Annotated in this window: 17 protein-coding genes; 15 read left to right on the forward strand and 2 right to left on the reverse strand. The window is 61.2% G+C overall.

Annotated elements, in window-relative coordinates:
- The first annotated feature begins 1 nt into the window (after position 1).
- Positions 2 to 1,048: a S49 family peptidase gene (locus FSY59_RS07300; RefSeq protein ID WP_003058072.1), complete on the forward strand. Its 1,047-nt coding sequence runs from the start codon at positions 2 to 4 to the stop codon at positions 1,046 to 1,048.
- A gap of 98 nt (positions 1,049 to 1,146) precedes the next feature.
- Here FSY59_RS07300 and FSY59_RS07305 read toward each other — a convergent pair whose 3' ends face one another.
- Positions 1,147 to 1,935, reverse strand: a complete 789-nt coding sequence (locus FSY59_RS07305; RefSeq protein WP_003058070.1) for an SAM-dependent methyltransferase — start codon at positions 1,933 to 1,935, stop codon at positions 1,147 to 1,149.
- Positions 1,932 to 2,540 (reverse strand): Maf family nucleotide pyrophosphatase, encoded by a 609-nt coding sequence (locus FSY59_RS07310; protein ID WP_148728723.1) that lies wholly within the window; start codon positions 2,538 to 2,540, stop codon positions 1,932 to 1,934. Before FSY59_RS07310 ends, FSY59_RS07305 begins: the two co-directional genes overlap by 4 nt.
- Positions 2,541 to 2,565: 25 nt before the next feature.
- Between FSY59_RS07310 and FSY59_RS07315 the strand changes: the two genes are divergently transcribed.
- From FSY59_RS07315 to lepB, 14 genes are all read left to right on the forward strand, one after another.
- Entirely contained in the window at positions 2,566 to 3,120 is a 555-nt protein-coding gene (locus FSY59_RS07315) for a DUF177 domain-containing protein (RefSeq protein ID WP_043371056.1), read from the forward strand.
- A 239-nt stretch (positions 3,121 to 3,359) separates the two neighbouring features.
- Positions 3,360 to 3,542, forward strand: a complete 183-nt coding sequence (rpmF, locus tag FSY59_RS07320) for a 50S ribosomal protein L32 (RefSeq protein ID WP_003058062.1) — start codon at positions 3,360 to 3,362, stop codon at positions 3,540 to 3,542.
- A 197-nt stretch (positions 3,543 to 3,739) separates the two neighbouring features.
- Positions 3,740 to 4,780: a phosphate acyltransferase PlsX gene (plsX, locus tag FSY59_RS07325; RefSeq protein ID WP_050872210.1), complete on the forward strand. Its 1,041-nt coding sequence runs from the start codon at positions 3,740 to 3,742 to the stop codon at positions 4,778 to 4,780.
- An 8-nt stretch (positions 4,781 to 4,788) separates the two neighbouring features.
- Complete coding sequence (locus FSY59_RS07330) at positions 4,789 to 5,769, forward strand: beta-ketoacyl-ACP synthase III (protein WP_003058057.1); 981 nt, start codon at positions 4,789 to 4,791, stop codon at positions 5,767 to 5,769.
- Positions 5,770 to 5,820: 51 nt separating this feature from the next.
- A complete protein-coding gene (gene fabD, locus FSY59_RS07335) occupies positions 5,821 to 6,765 on the forward strand; it encodes an ACP S-malonyltransferase (protein WP_148728724.1) in 945 nt (314 codons plus the stop codon).
- Positions 6,762 to 7,505, forward strand: a complete 744-nt coding sequence (gene fabG / locus FSY59_RS07340; protein WP_003058052.1) for a 3-oxoacyl-ACP reductase FabG — start codon at positions 6,762 to 6,764, stop codon at positions 7,503 to 7,505. Before fabD ends, fabG begins: the two co-directional genes overlap by 4 nt.
- 159 nt (positions 7,506 to 7,664) lie before the next feature.
- Positions 7,665 to 7,904: an acyl carrier protein gene (acpP, locus tag FSY59_RS07345; protein ID WP_003058049.1), complete on the forward strand. Its 240-nt coding sequence runs from the start codon at positions 7,665 to 7,667 to the stop codon at positions 7,902 to 7,904.
- A gap of 36 nt (positions 7,905 to 7,940) precedes the next feature.
- Complete coding sequence (fabF, locus tag FSY59_RS07350; RefSeq protein ID WP_003057981.1) at positions 7,941 to 9,188, forward strand: beta-ketoacyl-ACP synthase II; 1,248 nt, start codon at positions 7,941 to 7,943, stop codon at positions 9,186 to 9,188.
- 123 nt (positions 9,189 to 9,311) lie between these two features.
- The gene (locus FSY59_RS07355) at positions 9,312 to 9,794 is read left to right on the forward strand and encodes a hypothetical protein (RefSeq protein WP_003057980.1); all 483 of its coding nucleotides are present in this window, start codon (positions 9,312 to 9,314) and stop codon (positions 9,792 to 9,794) included.
- A 38-nt stretch (positions 9,795 to 9,832) separates the two neighbouring features.
- Positions 9,833 to 10,462, forward strand: coding sequence for an RNA polymerase sigma factor RpoE (gene rpoE / locus FSY59_RS07360; protein ID WP_003057978.1), 630 nt, complete (start codon positions 9,833 to 9,835; stop codon positions 10,460 to 10,462).
- A gap of 27 nt (positions 10,463 to 10,489) precedes the next feature.
- Positions 10,490 to 11,278 carry a sigma-E factor negative regulatory protein gene (locus FSY59_RS07365; protein ID WP_003057976.1) on the forward strand — a complete coding sequence of 263 codons (789 nt, stop codon included), beginning with the start codon at positions 10,490 to 10,492 and terminating at the stop codon, positions 11,276 to 11,278.
- A 260-nt stretch (positions 11,279 to 11,538) separates the two neighbouring features.
- Positions 11,539 to 13,041, forward strand: a complete 1,503-nt coding sequence (locus tag FSY59_RS07370) for a DegQ family serine endoprotease (RefSeq protein WP_003057974.1) — start codon at positions 11,539 to 11,541, stop codon at positions 13,039 to 13,041.
- A 428-nt stretch (positions 13,042 to 13,469) separates the two neighbouring features.
- Positions 13,470 to 15,278: a translation elongation factor 4 gene (lepA, locus tag FSY59_RS07375; protein WP_003057972.1), complete on the forward strand. Its 1,809-nt coding sequence runs from the start codon at positions 13,470 to 13,472 to the stop codon at positions 15,276 to 15,278.
- A complete protein-coding gene (lepB, locus tag FSY59_RS07380; RefSeq protein ID WP_003057970.1) occupies positions 15,278 to 16,255 on the forward strand; it encodes a signal peptidase I in 978 nt (325 codons plus the stop codon). The genes lepA and lepB overlap by 1 nt, the downstream gene beginning before the upstream one ends.
- Positions 16,256 to 16,289: the final 34 nt, after the last annotated feature.

The following is a 16,289-nucleotide window of genomic DNA, read 5'->3' on the forward strand; positions in this document are numbered from 1 at the left end:
GATGAGTACTCCTGACAACCATGATTCCCAGTCGCATGTGACGCCGGGCGCGGACCTCTGGTCCAAGGCGCCTGCTGCGTCCGCTGAGGCGTCCGCCGCTGCGGCCAAGGCCTCCGGGAACGGGGGCTGGGAGCGCGATGTGCTGGAAAAGCTGGTGTTCGCCTCCATCAAGGAGCAGCGGGCGGCCCGGCGCTGGCGCTTTTTCAGCCGTCTGCTGTGGTCTGTGGTGGTGCTCCTGGTGCTGTGGGCCGTGTTCTTCAAGGATACGGCCACCAAGACCAGCACCTCACCCCATACTGCGGTGGTGGAGATCAAGGGCGAGATTGCCTCGGGAGCGGACGCCAGTGCCGAGTTCGTGGTGGCGGCCATGCGCAGCGCCTTTGAGGATTCGGGCTCGCGCGCCGTGGTGCTGCTGATCAACTCGCCCGGCGGCAGCCCCGTGCAGGCCGGCATCATCAACGACGAGATGACGCGTCTCAAGGCCAAGTACAACAAGCCTCTGTATGCGGTGGTCGAAGAGTCTTGTGCCTCGGCGGCCTACTACATTGCGGCGGCGGCCGACGAGATCTTCGTCGACAAGGCCAGCATCGTGGGCAGTATCGGCGTGCTCATGGACGGCTTTGGCTTCACCGGCGTGATGGACAAGGTCGGCGTGGAGCGCCGCCTGTTGACGGCCGGCGAGAACAAGGGCTTTCTCGACCCCTTCAGCCCCATGTCGTCGCAGCAAAAGGAATTTGCGCTGCAGATGCTGGAGCAGATTCACCAGCAGTTCATTGGCGTGGTCAAGGCCGGTCGCGGTGACCGCCTGCATGAGAGCCCCGAAATGTTCAGCGGACTGTTCTGGACCGGTCAGCAGGCCGTGGAGCTGGGTCTGGCCGACAAGCTGGGCAGCCTCGACTATGTTGCGCGTGAGGTGGTCAAGGCCGAGGAAGTCATCGACTACACCCGCCGCGACAACGTGGCCGAGCGTCTGGCCAAGCGCTTTGGCGCCGCCATCGGCGAGGGCTCGGTCAAAGCCATGCGCGGCCTGATGCCCAGTATTCGCTGATCAAGCGTTGAGAATGCCGCCAGCACTTTCGGAAGAAGCGCTGGTAGCTATCAAAAAAGCCTGCGGTATTGGCCGCAGGCTTTTTTGATTTCAGGCGCTTAGCGGCCTATGGCAAACACCACCGGTGTGCGGTTGTCGGGAGGTGTATTGCGCTGGCGCCATTCGCGCACCAGATGGCTTTCGATGCGCGCCGTCTCCAGCGTCAATCCGCTCGCCAGGGCCAGTCTGGTATTGGGCTGCAAGGTTTGCAACAGCGCCTGCCAGAGGGCAGCATTGCGGTAAGGCGTCTCGATGAACTGCTGGGTTTGGCCTTGTCGCAGGGCCAGGCTCTCCAGCTCCTTGATGCGGGCCGTGCGCTCGGCGCCATCCTGTGGCACATAACCGACAAAGGCGAAGTTCTGGCCATTGAGGCCGCTGGCCGCCAGGCCCAGCAGCAGCGAGACCGGTCCCGTCAGTGGTACGACGCGAATGCCCAGATCATGGGCGGCACGCACGATGGAGCTGCCCGGGTCGGCCACGGCGGGCATGCCCGCCTCGCTGATCAAGCCCATGTCCTGCCCGGCCAACGCCGGTGCCAGCAGGGGCTTGGGGTCGAAGACGGCGCCGCCCTTGTTGCCATGGTCGCCTTTTTTGTGGGCTTCGCGTGGCAGCTCGGCAATGTTCTGGGCCTGCAGCGGCGCAGCCAGCGGGAACAAGGCGTCGATGCGCTTGAGATAGGCGCGTGCCGTCTTGGCGTTTTCGCTGACCCAGTGAGTCAGGGAGGCGGCGCGGCGCAGTGTGCCCTCGGGCAGCACCTCGGTCAAAGCGGTCTGGCTTTCGCAGCCGAAATCGAGTGGAGCCGGCACCAGATAAAGGGTGCCGGCCTTGCCCTTAGATGTGTCGCTCATGGCAGAACCACTCCTGCGGCACGCAGCAACTGGCAGGTGCGGATCAGCGGCAGGCCTATCAGTGCCGTGGGGTCGTCGCTGACGATGGCCTCCAGCAGGGCGATGCCCAGGCCTTCACTCTTGGCCGAGCCTGCGCAGTCATAAGGCTGCTCGGCATGCAGATAGCGCTCGATCTCGAGGTCGTTCAGCGCGCGAAAGCGCACTTGCACCGTGACCACGCTGGACTCTAAAAAGCCGGTTTCGGCACAGCTCACGCAGACGCCGGTGTGGAAATTCATCTGGCGGCCGCTCATCTGGCGCAACTGCTCGGTGGCGCGCTCGTGGGTGCCGGGCTTGGACAGGGGCTGGCCGTCGAGCTCGGGCACCTGGTCGGAGCCGATAACGATGGCGCCGGGGTGCAGCTGGGCCACGGCTTGTGCCTTGGCCACGGCCAGACGCAGGCTCAGCTCGTAGGGTGTTTCGCCGCTGAGCGGGGTTTCATCCACTTCGGGAGACACCGTCTCGAACGGCAGTTGCAGACGGCTGAGCAGCTCGCGGCGGTAGCGCGAGGTGGAGCCAAGAATCAATGGACGCTCAAGTCGTCCGGCAATCAATAAGTCGGGCATTGCGGGATTCTCTTACACTGGCTGCATGAGCAAGGATTTTTCTGCGACCCGGCTGGACGTGCGTGCTTTCGCGCAGGCCGCAGGTCATCTGCATGGTCAGGCACCATTGTCGGACTTCAAGCGTCTGGCGGCCGATGCGCTGGCGATTACTGGCGAGCAGCCTCTGGTGCGCTGGGAAGCCGAAGGCGAGCTGGTCGAGCAAAAGGGCGGCAGCGGCCATGTGTGGCTGCACCTGAGTGCCGAGGTGGATTTGCCACTGACCTGCCAGCGCTGCCTGACCGAGGCCGATATTCCCCTTTATGTGGATCGGTCATTTCGCTTCGTTCCTGACGAAGCGACGGCAGAGCTGGAAGATGACGACAGCGATGAGGATGTGCTGGCATTGAGCAGCGAGTTCAATCTGCTGGAGCTGATCGAGGACGAGCTGCTGATGGAAGTTCCGGTGGTGCCTCGCCATGAGGTCTGCCCGGTGCCCGTCAAGCTGGAGGTCAGCGATGACGGCTTCGAGCAGGCCAACGAGCAAAAGGAGAACCCTTTTGCCGTGCTGCAATCTCTCAATGTAGGCAAGTCTGCCGACTGATCCAGCCCGGAGCACGGTGGGGATTTGATTTTGCGTAGGCCATGAAAAGCGTTTGCGCTATAATCGTGAGCTTCGCGCGAAACCCCCTCGTGTCTTTAATGGGCTGATCGCGTTTTTTTAGGACTTGCACAGACAAGAGCGCACTTACTCTCGGTAGGTGCGTCGAAAGGCAGAGTTTTTTGCCCGGTCTTGCTGTGTGGGTCGTGTTACCAACCCTTTCAAGATACACAGGAGCCATCATGGCTGTTCAGCAAAACAAGAAGTCTCCCTCCAAGCGCGGCATGCACCGTTCGCACAATGCACTGAATGTGCCTGGCATTGCTGTTGAAGCCACTACCGGCGAGACACATCTGCGCCACCACATCAGCCCCAACGGCGTGTACCGTGGCCGTCAAGTGCTGAAGAACAAGTCCGAAGCCTAAGCGACGACTGCATTCGCAAAGCCTGTTGCTACATTTTTTGTAGCAACAGGCTTTTGTTTTTATGGGAGATATTTGCAAAATCAGCCTTGGCTGGCCTTGCTGCACAATTCCAGGGCTGGTTTTGCAGATAACTCCTGTGGTGGTCCCTGGACCATTCAGTTCATTACCCCAAACCCGATTGGACCTGTCAGTCGCCCATGATTACTTTGGCTGTTGACTGCATGGGGGGCGATCATGGCCCCCGCGTCACGCTGGCCGCGTGTCGTCAGTTTCTGAATTTACACCCCGATGCGCATCTGTTGCTGGTCGGCAAGGCCGATGAATTGGCTGGCTTCAAGCACGAGCGTGTGACCGTCGTCCCCGCCACGGAAGTGGTGAGCATGGATGACCCCGTTGAAATAGCCCTGCGCAAGAAAAAGGACTCGTCCATGCGCGTGGCTGTGCAGCAGGTCAAGAATGGCGCGGCTCAGGCTGCAGTGTCTGCCGGCAATACCGGAGCGCTGATGGCGATCTCGCGCTATCTGCTCAAGACTCTGGATGGCATCGATCGTCCTGCCATTGCCTTTGGTTTGCCCAATGCCAAGGGCAGCGACACCACCATGCTGGATCTGGGAGCCAATGTGGACTGCACGGCGGAGCACCTGCTGCAGTTTGCGGTCATGGGCTCGGCCCTGGTGTCGGCGCTCAAGAACACCGAGGCGCCCAGCGTCGGCCTGCTCAATATCGGCGAAGAGCTGATCAAGGGCAGCGAAGTCATCAAGCGCGCCGGCGAGCTGCTGCGCGCTGCTGGCGATGCGGGCAATCTCAACTTCTACGGCAATGTCGAGGGCAACGACACCTTCAAGGGTGTGGTGGACATTGTGGTGTGCGATGGTTTCGTTGGTAACGTTGCACTCAAGACCACCGAAGGGGTTGCCTCGATGATCTCGGGGATTCTCAAGGAAGAGTTCAAACGCAATATCTTCACCAAGATTGCCGCCATCATTGCCTATCCGGTGCTATCTGCGCTGATGAAGCGTGTCGATCACCGTCGGTACAACGGTGCTGCCTTGCTGGGTCTGCGCGGACTGGTCTTCAAAAGCCATGGCTCGGCCGATGCAATGGCATTCGAGCATGCTTTGAACCGCGCGTATGATGCGGCACGCAACAACCTGCTTGACCGTGTCCGCAGCCGTATTGCTGCTGCCGCCCCCTTGTTGCTGGCAGCGCAGACGGAATCTGGAACTTCGGCGCCCTGATAGAAGACATGAGACGCTACGCACGCATCATCGGCACCGGCAGTTACCTGCCGCCCCGCCGCCTGACCAATAACGACCTCGCAGCCGAGCTGGCTCAGCGTGGCCTGGAAACCTCGGACGAATGGATCGTCGAGCGCACCGGCATTCGTGCCCGCCACTTTGCCGAACCCGATGTGACCAGCAGCGATCTGGCTCTTGAAGCCAGCCGCAAGGCCATCGAGGCTGCAGGCATAGAGGCTTCGGACATCGATCTGATCATTGTCGCCACGTCCACCCCGGACATGGTGTTTCCCTCGACGGCGGCCATCCTTCAGCACAAGCTGGGCATCAGCAATGGTTGCCCTGCCTTTGATGTGCAGGCGGTGTGCAGCGGTTTCGTCTACGCCCTGACGGTGGCGGACTCCATGATCCAGTCCGGCGCTGCCAAGCGCGTGCTGGTGGTGGGCTCCGAAGTCTTCAGCCGCATCCTGGATTTCAACGACCGCACGACCTGCGTGCTGTTCGGCGATGGCGCCGGCGCCGTGGTGCTGGAGGCCTCCGACGAGCCCGGCATCCTGTCCACCGAGCTGCACGCCGATGGCAGCCATGTCGGCATTCTCTGCGTGCCGGGCAATGTCTCCGGCGGCAATGTGCTGGGCGATCCCTTGCTCAAGATGGACGGTCAGGCCGTGTTCAAGCTGGCAGTGAGCGTGCTGGACAAGGCTGCTCGCTCCGTGCTGGAAAAGGCGGGCCTGACGGATGCCGACATCGATTGGCTGATTCCGCACCAGGCCAATATCCGCATCATGCAAAGCACCGCGCGCAAGCTCAAGCTGTCCATGGACAAGGTGGTGGTGACCGTCGATCAGCATGGCAACACCTCGGCGGCCTCGATTCCCCTGGCGCTGGACCATGGCGTGCGCAGCGGCCAGGTCAAGAAAGGCCAGACGGTGCTGCTCGAAGGCGTGGGCGGTGGCTTCACCTGGGGGGCTGTGCTCCTCAAGATGTAGCTGTAGACGCAATATAAATAAGCGTTTCAGGCAATTTTTATACTAAGAAATATGAAGAAATTCGCATTTGTATTTCCTGGCCAGGGTTCGCAGTCCGTGGGCATGCTGGATGGCTGGGGGGATCATCCCGTCGTGGCCCAGACCGTGGCCGAAGCCTCCGAGGCTCTGGGCGAGGATGTGGGTCTGCTGATCAAGCAAGGCCCCAAGGAAGCTCTGGCGCTGACCACCAATACCCAGCCCGTGATGCTGGTGGCCGGTGTGGCGGCCTGGCGTGTCTGGCAGGCCGAAGGCGGCGCGCTGCCCGATGCCGTGGCCGGTCACTCCCTGGGTGAATACTCGGCGCTGGTCGCCTCCGGCGTACTGACGCTGGCTCAGGCCGCTCCACTTGTGCGTCTGCGCGCCGCAGCCATGCAGGATGCCGTGCCCGTGGGCACGGGCGGCATGGCGGCCGTGCTGGCCCTGGATGCCGAAAAGGTAAAGGCGGTCTGCGCAGAGGTGACGGCCCAGCTGGGCGGCGCCGAAGTGGTGGAAGCCGTGAACTTCAACGATCCCGGTCAGACCGTGATCGCCGGCAGCAAGCTGGCCGTGGAAAAGGCCTGTGAAGCGGTCAAGGCGGCCGGTGCCAAGCGCGCCCTGCCTCTGCCGGTCTCCGCACCTTTCCACTCCAGCCTGATGAAGCCCGCTGCAGAAAAGCTCAAGACCGCGCTGGCCGAGCTGACGCTGGCTGCCCCCTTGATTCCCGTCATCAACAATATCGACGTCACCGTCCAGACGGACGCTGATTCGATTCGTGATGCCCTGTATCGTCAGGCCTTTGGCCCGGTGCGCTGGGTGGAATGCGTGCAGTCCATCAAGGCGCGCGGCGTCACCCATATCGTGGAATGTGGACCCGGCAAGGTGCTGGCCGGCATGGTCAAGCGTATTGACGCCGACCTGACGGGTGCTCCCCTGTTTGATACAGCCACCCTGGCTGACGTGAAAGAATTGCTCGCATGACTGATAACCAGACCAAGCCCCAGGTTGCCCTGGTCACCGGAGCCACTCGTGGCATTGGTGCCGCCATCGCGCAGGAGCTGGCCTCCAAGGGCTATCAAGTGATCGGCACGGCCACCTCGGATGCCGGTGCCGAGAAGATCAGCCAGGCGCTGTCCGCCTTCGGCGGCCGCGGTGTCACGCTGAACGTGACCGACGGCGCTGCCGTGGATGCCCTGATCGACTCCATCGTCAAGAACGACGGCGGCCTGCATGTGCTGGTCAACAATGCCGGCATCACGCGCGACACCCTGGCGATGCGCATGAAGGATGACGACTGGGATGCCGTCACCGACACCAATCTGAAGGCTGTTTTCCGAGTCAGCCGTGCGGCTATTCGCCCCATGATGAAGCAGCGTTTCGGCCGCATCATCAGCATCACCAGCGTGGTCGGTGCCTCGGGCAATGCCGGTCAGGCCAACTACGCGGCAGCCAAGGCCGGCGTGGCAGGCATGACCCGTGCTCTGGCCAAGGAACTGGGCAGCCGCGGCATCACCGTGAACTGCGTGGCTCCCGGCTTCATCGCCACGGACATGACTGCAGACCTGCCAGAGGCGCAGAAGGCTGCGCTCAAGGCGCAGATCGCCATGGGCGATCTGGGTCAACCCAGCGACATCGCGCATGCCGTGGCCTATCTGGCCTCTGCCGGTGCCGGCTATGTGACGGGGCAGGAATTGCACGTCAACGGCGGCATGTACATGTAAGAGATTTCGGCAGCTTGCGTGGTGTCTGCCACACTTGCTGCCAGAGGCTGAACATTTTTGCAAGTTCAGTGGCCGTTTCCTCGCGACGGCCAGCCGCCAAGGGGCTTCTCCCGAAACGGCTAGAATCGCGGGTTCATTCACAACCCCCTGAGGGAAACCATGAGCGATATCGAAGCACGTGTCAAAAAAATCATTGCTGAACAACTCGGCGTTGAAGAGTCCCAAGTGACCAACGAAAAGGCCTTCGTGGCTGACCTGGGCGCTGACTCCCTGGACACAGTGGAACTGGTGATGGCCCTGGAAGATGAATTCGGCATCGAGATCCCTGACGAAGACGCAGAGAAGATCACGACGGTGCAAAACGCCATCGACTACGCCAATACCCACCAAAAGGCCTAAGGTCTTTTTTCAGCGATCAGTTAAAGGTTTGAACGCATGAGCCGTCGTCGCGTTGTCGTGACCGGTCTGGGCTGCATCTCCCCCGTGGGTAACACGGTGGGCGAAGCCTGGGCCAATCTTTTGGCCGGCCAGTCCGGTATTGACCTCATCACCAAGTTCGATGCGTCGAACTTCTCCTGCAAGATTGCGGGTGAGGTCAAGGGATTTGATGTGGAGAAGTACATGAGCGCCAAAGATGCGCGCTCCATGGATACCTTCATTCATTACGGCATCGCGGCTGCGGAGCAAGCCGTTCTGGACGCAGGCCTGCCCACAGGCGAAGCCCTGTCCGAAGACCTTGCCACACGCATTGCCTGCGTGATCGGCTCGGGCATTGGCGGCCTGCCGCTGATCGAGAACACTCACGCAGAACTGGCTGCCCGCGGTCCTCGCCGCATCACGCCGTTCTTCGTGCCTGCTTCCATCATCAATATGGTGGCAGGGCATGTGTCCATGCGATTTGGCTTCAAGGGGCCGAATCTGTCGATCGTGACTGCCTGCACCACAGGTCTGCACTGCATCGGCGAAGCCGGACGCATGATCGAATACGGCGATGCAGACATCGTCGTGGCCGGTGGCACGGAAGCCACTGTCTCGCCTCTGGGTGTCGGCGGCTTTGCTGCCATGCGGGCGCTGTCCACGCGCAACGACGACCCCAAGGCTGCCTCGCGCCCCTGGGACAAGGACCGTGACGGCTTTGTACTCGGTGAAGGTGCCGGTGTGCTGGTGCTCGAAGAGTACGAACACGCCAAGGCCCGTGGCGCCAAGATTTACGCGGAGCTGGCAGGCTTTGGCATGAGTGCCGATGCCGGTCACATGACGGCTCCCAACATGGACGGCCCCCGCCGCGCCATGCTCAATGCTTTGCGCAATGCCGGTGTGAACCAGGATCAGGTCAATTACCTGAATGCGCATGGCACGTCCACGCCGCTGGGCGATGCGAACGAGTCCAATGCCATCAAGGCAGCCATGGGCGAGTTTGCGAAGAAGAATCTGGTGGTCAGCTCGACCAAGTCCATGACGGGTCACCTGCTGGGTGGCGCGGGCGGCATCGAGAGCGTTTTCACCGTGATGGCGCTGCACGATCAGAAGATTCCTCCGACCATCAACCTGATCAACCAGGATCCCGAGTGCGATCTGGACTATTGCGCCAACACGGCGCGTGACGCCAAGCTGGAAGTTGCCGTGAAGAACAACTTCGGTTTCGGCGGCACCAACGGCACGCTGGTTTTCAAGCGCGTCTAAGTCGCTGCTAGCCCTTCTGTACAAGCCCGCACAGGCCCAGGCCTTGCGGGTTTTGTTCTATGTGCGGCTTGATCGTGCTTTCCCTAGCTTTGCGGCAGCCGGGTTTTCGCACATGGTCTGCCCATGAGTGCTCGCTACCATGCTCCCGCCGTTGCCTATGTCTTCGAGCGGCCAGTCTGGGCTGCCGGGGTGCTGCTGTTGATCGGGGCAGGCCTTTTGACGGTCCTGCTGGCCTGGTGCCTGCAGGCCAGGGAGAACGGTCTGCAGCTGCTGCTGACCCTACCGGCTCTGACCTTGGCCGCGGCGCTGCTTTGCGCACAGTGGCGGAACTGGCCCCAAGGACGCCTGCTCTGGAATGGCGGGCATTGGTCGCTGGAGGCCAAAAACCTGTCAACTGCACAGTCATTGCCCGTGCAGCTGGGAGTGGGGCTTGATGGTGGCCATTGGCTTTGGCTCAGCGTTTCGGATGTCGTGGTGTTCAGAGCCAGGGGTGGCAGGCGCAGAGTGCTATGGATTTTCCTGTCCCAACGACACAGCCCCGAGCAATGGGGAGACTTGCGGCGTGCGGTATATTCCTCCATCGTGCCGCTGGCAGAGCAAGGCTAGGCCTTCGCCGGTTATGGCAGCACGCCGCTTGGCCTTTCATGACACCACCCGATTTTCCCACTCCCTCTGCCGACAGCGATCAGGCTCTGGTCGAACGAGCCAATGCTGGCGACACACGGGCTTTTGAGCTGCTGGTCATCAAATACCAGCGTCGCATCGAACGTCTGGTGGGCCGCATGGTGCGCGATGTCGATCTGGTGCCTGACATCACGCAGGAAACCTTCATACGCGCCTACAAGGCCTTGCACCAGTTTCGCGGCGAGGCCCAGTTCTATACCTGGCTGTACCGCATCGCCGTCAACACGGCCAAGAAGGCCTTGATGGAAATGCATCGCTCGCCGGTGATGACCGAGAGCGCGTTACACACTGGGGACGATGAGGATGAAACTTCTGTTCACAGACAGGAACTAACGACTCAGGAAACCCCGGAAACAGTATTGGCGGCGCGTGAAATTGCCGAAGCCGTCAATGCCGCCATGGAAGCTTTGCCCGAGGATTTGCGTCAGGCGGTTACGCTGCGTGAAATCGAAGGGCTCAGCTATGAAGAAATCGCTCAGGCGATGGACTGTCCCATAGGCACGGTGCGCTCGCGCATCTTTCGGGCACGCGAGGCGATCTCGGCCAGGGTCAAGCCCCTGCTGGAGCGCCAGGGCGGGAAGCGTTGGTAGTACAGGCAAGACGAGCAGGTGAACTTCATGAATGACGATCTGATCAAGCAGGAACAGTTGTCGGCCCTGGTGGATGGCGAGGCTTCCTCGGTCCAGATGCAGGCCGTGCTTTCCTATGCGGAAAGCGACGAAGGCCAGCAGTCCTGGGCCATGTATCACCTGATTGGCGATGTGCTGCGTTCTCCCGAGCTGGCCCATCACAGTCAGCACGATATTTTGAGCGGCGTGCGCGCCCATATGGAGCGCGAGCCTATCCGTGGCATTCATCTGCCCGGTGTGAGCGCAGATGCGGCCAGTTCCCTGGGTCTGGGCAGTCTGGAGCAGATTACCGCAGCCGAGGAACGCGAGCGGGCGCTGGGCAATGGCGCAGCCGTGGTCAGCCTGCCCGGTCGTCAGGCGGCCAATGCATCGGTCTTTCGCTGGAAGATGGCAGCCGGCTTTGCCTCGGTGGCTGCCGTGGCCGCCGTGGGATGGGGGGCGATGCTTGCGGGCTCGGGCGGCCTGTACGGTCGCCAGGGCGGCGCTCAGCTTGCGGCTCTGAGCCCGAATGTCGTCGTGGCCGCCGCGCCCGCTGCGTCGCTGGGTTTGAGCCAGCCGGTCTCCGGCGCTGAGGAAGCGGTCATGCCACTGAGCTCGGAAGCCCAGTCGTCCACCGTCGTGGCAGTTGCCAGCCCCAACGGCCAGACCGTGATGCTGCGTGATCCGCGCCTGGACGAGCTGCTGGCTTCGCACCCTCAGCAAAGCAGCGCACCGAATCTGCAGATGCCGGCCAGCTTCCTGCGCAATGCAAGCTTTGCCACGGCTACCCGCCATTGATGCTTCTCGGTATGGCAGTCCTCTGCCTGGATTCGTGGTTTTTCAGCCTTGAGTCTTGTGCAGACTACGCAAGCTGCTATTGATTTCAATACAGTTGGCCGCAGATGCTGTCTCATCTGCGGTCAATTCGATGGGGCAGGGCACTTTCGGCCGATGCCGGCTTTTGCCAGAATGAACGTTCGACGCTCCTACCCGCTTTCTCTCATGGGTCTGATTTCACGACCGCTTGTGTCAGACGATTCGAACAAGGAATAGAAACGATGCGCACACCCGCCCGGATGACGCTCAAGTCCCGTGTTTCGGCTACAGCCCTGGCCAGCGCCATGGCAATCGCGGCCCTGGCCGCAGGAGCCGTGCTGCCGGTCACCGCCGCTCATGCCCAAAGTGCTGCAACGGCGCGCGGCCTGCCGGACTTCACGGATCTGGTCGATCAGGTCGGCCCTTCGGTGGTCAACATCCGTACGCTGGAGAAGGTCTCCAACAACAGCGCCGAAGCTCTGGGCATGGATGAAGACATGCTGGAGTTCTTCCGCCGCTTCGGCCTGCCCGTGCCCAATGTGCCGCGCCAGCGTTCGCCCAAGGGCGGTCAGTCCGAGGAAGAGCAGCCGCGTGGCGTGGGTTCGGGCTTCATCCTCACCGCCGACGGCTACGTGATGACCAATGCCCATGTGGTCGATGGCGCCGATGAGGTCATCGTCACGCTGACCGACAAACGCGAGTTCAAGGCAAAGATAGTCGGCGCGGACAAGCGCACCGATGTGGCCGTTGTCAAGATCGATGCCAAAGGCCTTCCCGCGGTCAAGATCGGTGATGTGAGCAAGCTGCGCGTGGGCGAGTGGGTCATGGCGATTGGCTCGCCCTTCGGACTCGAAAACTCGGTGACGGCCGGCATTGTCTCGGCCAAGCAGCGCGATACCGGCGACTATCTGCCCTTCATCCAGACCGATGTGGCCATCAACCCCGGCAACTCGGGTGGCCCGCTGATCAATATGCGGGGCGAGGTGGTGGGGATCAACAGCCAGATCTACTCGCGCTCGGGCGGCTTCATGGGCATCAGCTTTGCGATTCCTGTGGATGAAGCGATCCGTGTCAGCGATCAGCTGCGTGCCACCGGCAAGGTCACGCGCGGCCGTATCGGCGTGCAGATCGGCCCCGTGACCAAGGATGTGGCCGAGTCCATCGGCCTTGGCAAGCCCGAGGGCGCACTGGTGTCGGCTGTCGAGCCGGACTCTCCTGCGGCCAAGGCCGGTGTGGAGGCGGGCGACGTGATCACCAAGTTCGATGGCAAGGCCATCGAGAAGGTCTCCGATCTGCCGCGTCTCGTGGGCAATACCAAGCCCGGCACCAAGAGCACCATTACCGTGCTGCGCCGCGGCAAGCTCAAGGAACTGAGCATGGTGATTGCCGAAGTGCCTTCCGACGAATCTGCCAAGGCCAAGGCTGGCAGCGGTGGGGCAGGCAAGACTCCCCCCTCCGGCACGCTGGAGAACAAGGCTCTGGGCCTGACGCTGAGCGAGCTGACGGCTGCCCAGAAGAAGGAGCTGGCCATCAAGGGCGGCGTGCGCGTGTCGGCTGCGGTGGATGCCGCAGCCCGTGCTGGCCTGCGCGAGGGCGATGTGATCCTGCAACTGGCCAATGTGGAAGTCTCCGATCTCAAGAGCTTCGAGGCGGCCTGGGCCAAGGCCGACAAGTCCAAACCCGTGAATGTGCTGGTGCGCCGCGGTGACTGGGCGCAATATGTGCTCATTCGCCCAGCCAAATAAGGGTGACGAAAAGCCGGCAAGAGCTTGTTGTCATTTCGCGATCTGAAATGGCAACAAGCCCTCAGCCTGCCAGTGCCCCTATGCCATTGGGTAGAATCCCACGCAAATGCATGGTGGTTGGACGCAAAAAATCACGCTGACAAGCGGTTTTCAAGCGGTGCAAAAGCCTTTGCAATCTCCTGCTGCTGATGGCTAAACGGCGTTTTCCGGTCTGTGGATAATTTGTTGATAAATGAATTTGAGAATCACAAACCGGAACTTGTCAAGCCTTGCTGGGTCTTGGTTTGCGGCCAGTTTTGCCTACAATAAAGTCCCAACTATCGCAGTTGCCAGAGATTGTTGGTTAAGGGCGCGCCGCTTGAGGGACGCGCCCTTTTTTCTTGCTGCTGCAGGCCACTTTTTTCAATTCCAAGCTGTCTTTCTCGTTGATGAATCACATCCGTAATTTCTCCATCATTGCGCATATCGACCATGGCAAGTCCACGCTGGCGGACCGCCTGATCCAGCGCTGCGGAGGCCTCGCCGACCGCGATATGGAAGCCCAGGTGCTGGACTCGATGGACATCGAGAAAGAGCGCGGCATCACCATCAAGGCCCAGACCGCGGCCCTGCAATACAAGGCCAAGGACGGGCAGGTCTACAACCTGAACTTGATCGACACCCCCGGCCACGTGGACTTTTCCTACGAAGTCTCGCGCTCGCTGTCGGCCTGCGAAGGCGGTCTGCTGGTGGTTGATGCCTCTCAGGGCGTGGAAGCCCAGACCGTGGCCAATTGCTACACCGCGCTCGACCTGGGCGTGGAGGTGTTCGCCGTCCTCAACAAGATGGACCTGCCTCAGGCCGACCCCGAGAATGCCAAGGCCGAGATCGAGGACGTGATCGGTATCGATGCCAGCGACGCCATTCCCTGTTCGGCCAAGACCGGCATGGGCATCGACGAGATTCTGGAAGCCATCGTGGCCAAGGTGCCGGCTCCAAAGGGCAATCCCGATGGCCCTCTGCGTGCCATGATCGTGGACAGCTGGTTCGATCCCTATGTGGGCGTCGTGATGCTGGTGCGCGTGGTGGATGGCGAGCTCAAGAAGAATGAGCGCTTCAAGATGATGGCCAGCGGCGCTGCCTATGAAGCCAACAGCATCGGCGTGTTCACCCCGGCCAACCAGCCGCGCGAGATGCTCAGGGCCGGCGAGGTGGGCTACATCATTGCCGGCATCAAGGAGCTGAAGGCCGCCAAGGTCGGTGACACCATCACGCTGGAAAAAAAGCTGCCCAACAACCTGGGTCCTGCCGAGAAGCCTCTGCCGGGCTTCAAGGAAGTCAAGCCCCAGGTTTTCGCGGGTCTGTACCCCACCGAAGCCTCTGAATACGACCAGTTGCGTGATGCGCTGGAAAAGCTGCAGCTCAATGATGCGGCGCTGCAGTTCGAGCCCGAGGTCTCGCAGGCTCTGGGCTTTGGCTTCCGCTGCGGCTTCCTGGGTCTGCTGCACATGGAAATCGTGCAGGAGCGACTGGAGCGTGAATTCGACCAGGATCTGATCACCACGGCCCCCAGCGTGGTCTATCAGGTGATCAAGGGCGACGGCGAGCTGATCGACGTGGAGAACCCCTCCAAGATGCCCGATATCGGTCGCATCCAGGAGATCCGCGAGCCCATCGTGACCGTGCATCTCTACATGCCGCAAGACTATGTGGGTCCGGTGATGACGCTGGCCAACCAGAAGCGTGGCGTGCAGATGAATATGCAGTACCACGGTCGTCAGGTCATGCTGACCTACGAGATGCCGCTGGGCGAAATCGTGCTGGACTTCTTCGACAAGCTCAAGAGCGTCTCGCGCGGCTATGCCTCCATGGACTACGAGTTCAAGGAATATCGCGCGTCCGACGTGGTGAAGGTCGATATCTTGCTCAACGGCGAGAAGGTCGACGCCTTGTCCATCATCGTGCACCGTTCGCAGTCCGTGTATCGCGGCCGTGCCGTGGTGGCAAAGATGCGCGAGATCATCAGCCGCCAGATGTTCGACGTGGCCATTCAGGCCGCCATCGGCGCCAACATCATTGCGCGTGAGACCGTCAAGGCCATGCGCAAGAACGTGCTGGCCAAGTGCTACGGCGGCGACATCACGCGTAAGCGCAAGCTGCTCGAAAAGCAGAAGGCCGGCAAGAAGCGTATGAAGCAGATCGGTTCGGTAGAAGTGCCGCAGGAAGCCTTCCTGGCCATTCTGCAAGTGGAGGATTGATGCAAGTCATGCAGTGGATCACGGCCGCCATCCTGGCGGCCTTTGTAGGCTATATCGCGGCCTGGTACACCGGCTCCATCGAAGGCAACTTCGCGCTGCTGCTGTTTCTGGCAACCGTGGTGACCGGTGTGTACTGGCTGGCCGAACGCTTTTATTTCTGGCCACGGCGCCGAGCGGCTGCGGCCGCGCTGGAGCAGGCTGCCGTCGAGCGCCGCGCCGAGCTGGACCGCATGGGCATTGCCAAGACTGACATCGAAGTCTCCGAAGACGCCAAAGGTCGCATTCTCATGCAACCCTGGTGGCTGGACTGGACTGCCGGTCTGTTCCCGGTGATCGCCATCGTCTTCGTGCTGCGTTCCTTCCTGTTCGAGCCGTTCAAGATTCCCTCGGGCTCCATGATTCCGACGCTGATGGTGGGTGACCTGATCCTGGTGAACAAGTTCACCTACGGCATCCGTCTGCCCGTGATCAACAAGAAGATCACCGAAGGCAACAAGCCCCAGCGTGGCGATGTGATGGTGTTCCGCTATCCCCCCCAGCCCACGCTGGACTACATCAAGCGTGTGGTGGGTGTACCCGGTGATGAAGTGGCCTATATCAACAAGCGCCTGAGCATCAACGGCAAGGAGCTGCCCGTGCGCGATCTGCCGGACTTTCTGGACCGCGACGTGATGCGTTACTTCAAGCAGTTCGAGGAAACCCTGGGCGAGCAGCCGCACCGTGCCATCGTCAACAACGATGTACCGGCCTTCATCCAGGGGGCGAGCAACTTCGAGTACAAGGAAAACTGCCGCTATAGCGTTGAAGGCGTGACCTGCAAGGTGCCCGAAGGCTATTACTTCATGATGGGCGACAACCGCGACAACTCGCTGGATTCGCGCTACTGGGGCTTTGTGCCGGACCAGAACATCGTGGGCAAGGCTTTTTTTGTCTGGATGAACTTCGGTGATCTGAGCCGTATCGGCCGTTTCCACTGAGCACCGGCAAACGTTTCGTCATTTTTCGGGGATA

The organism is Comamonas sp. Z3 (genome assembly GCF_008121565.1).
GTDB lineage: Bacteria > Pseudomonadota > Gammaproteobacteria > Burkholderiales > Burkholderiaceae_C > Comamonas > Comamonas brasiliensis.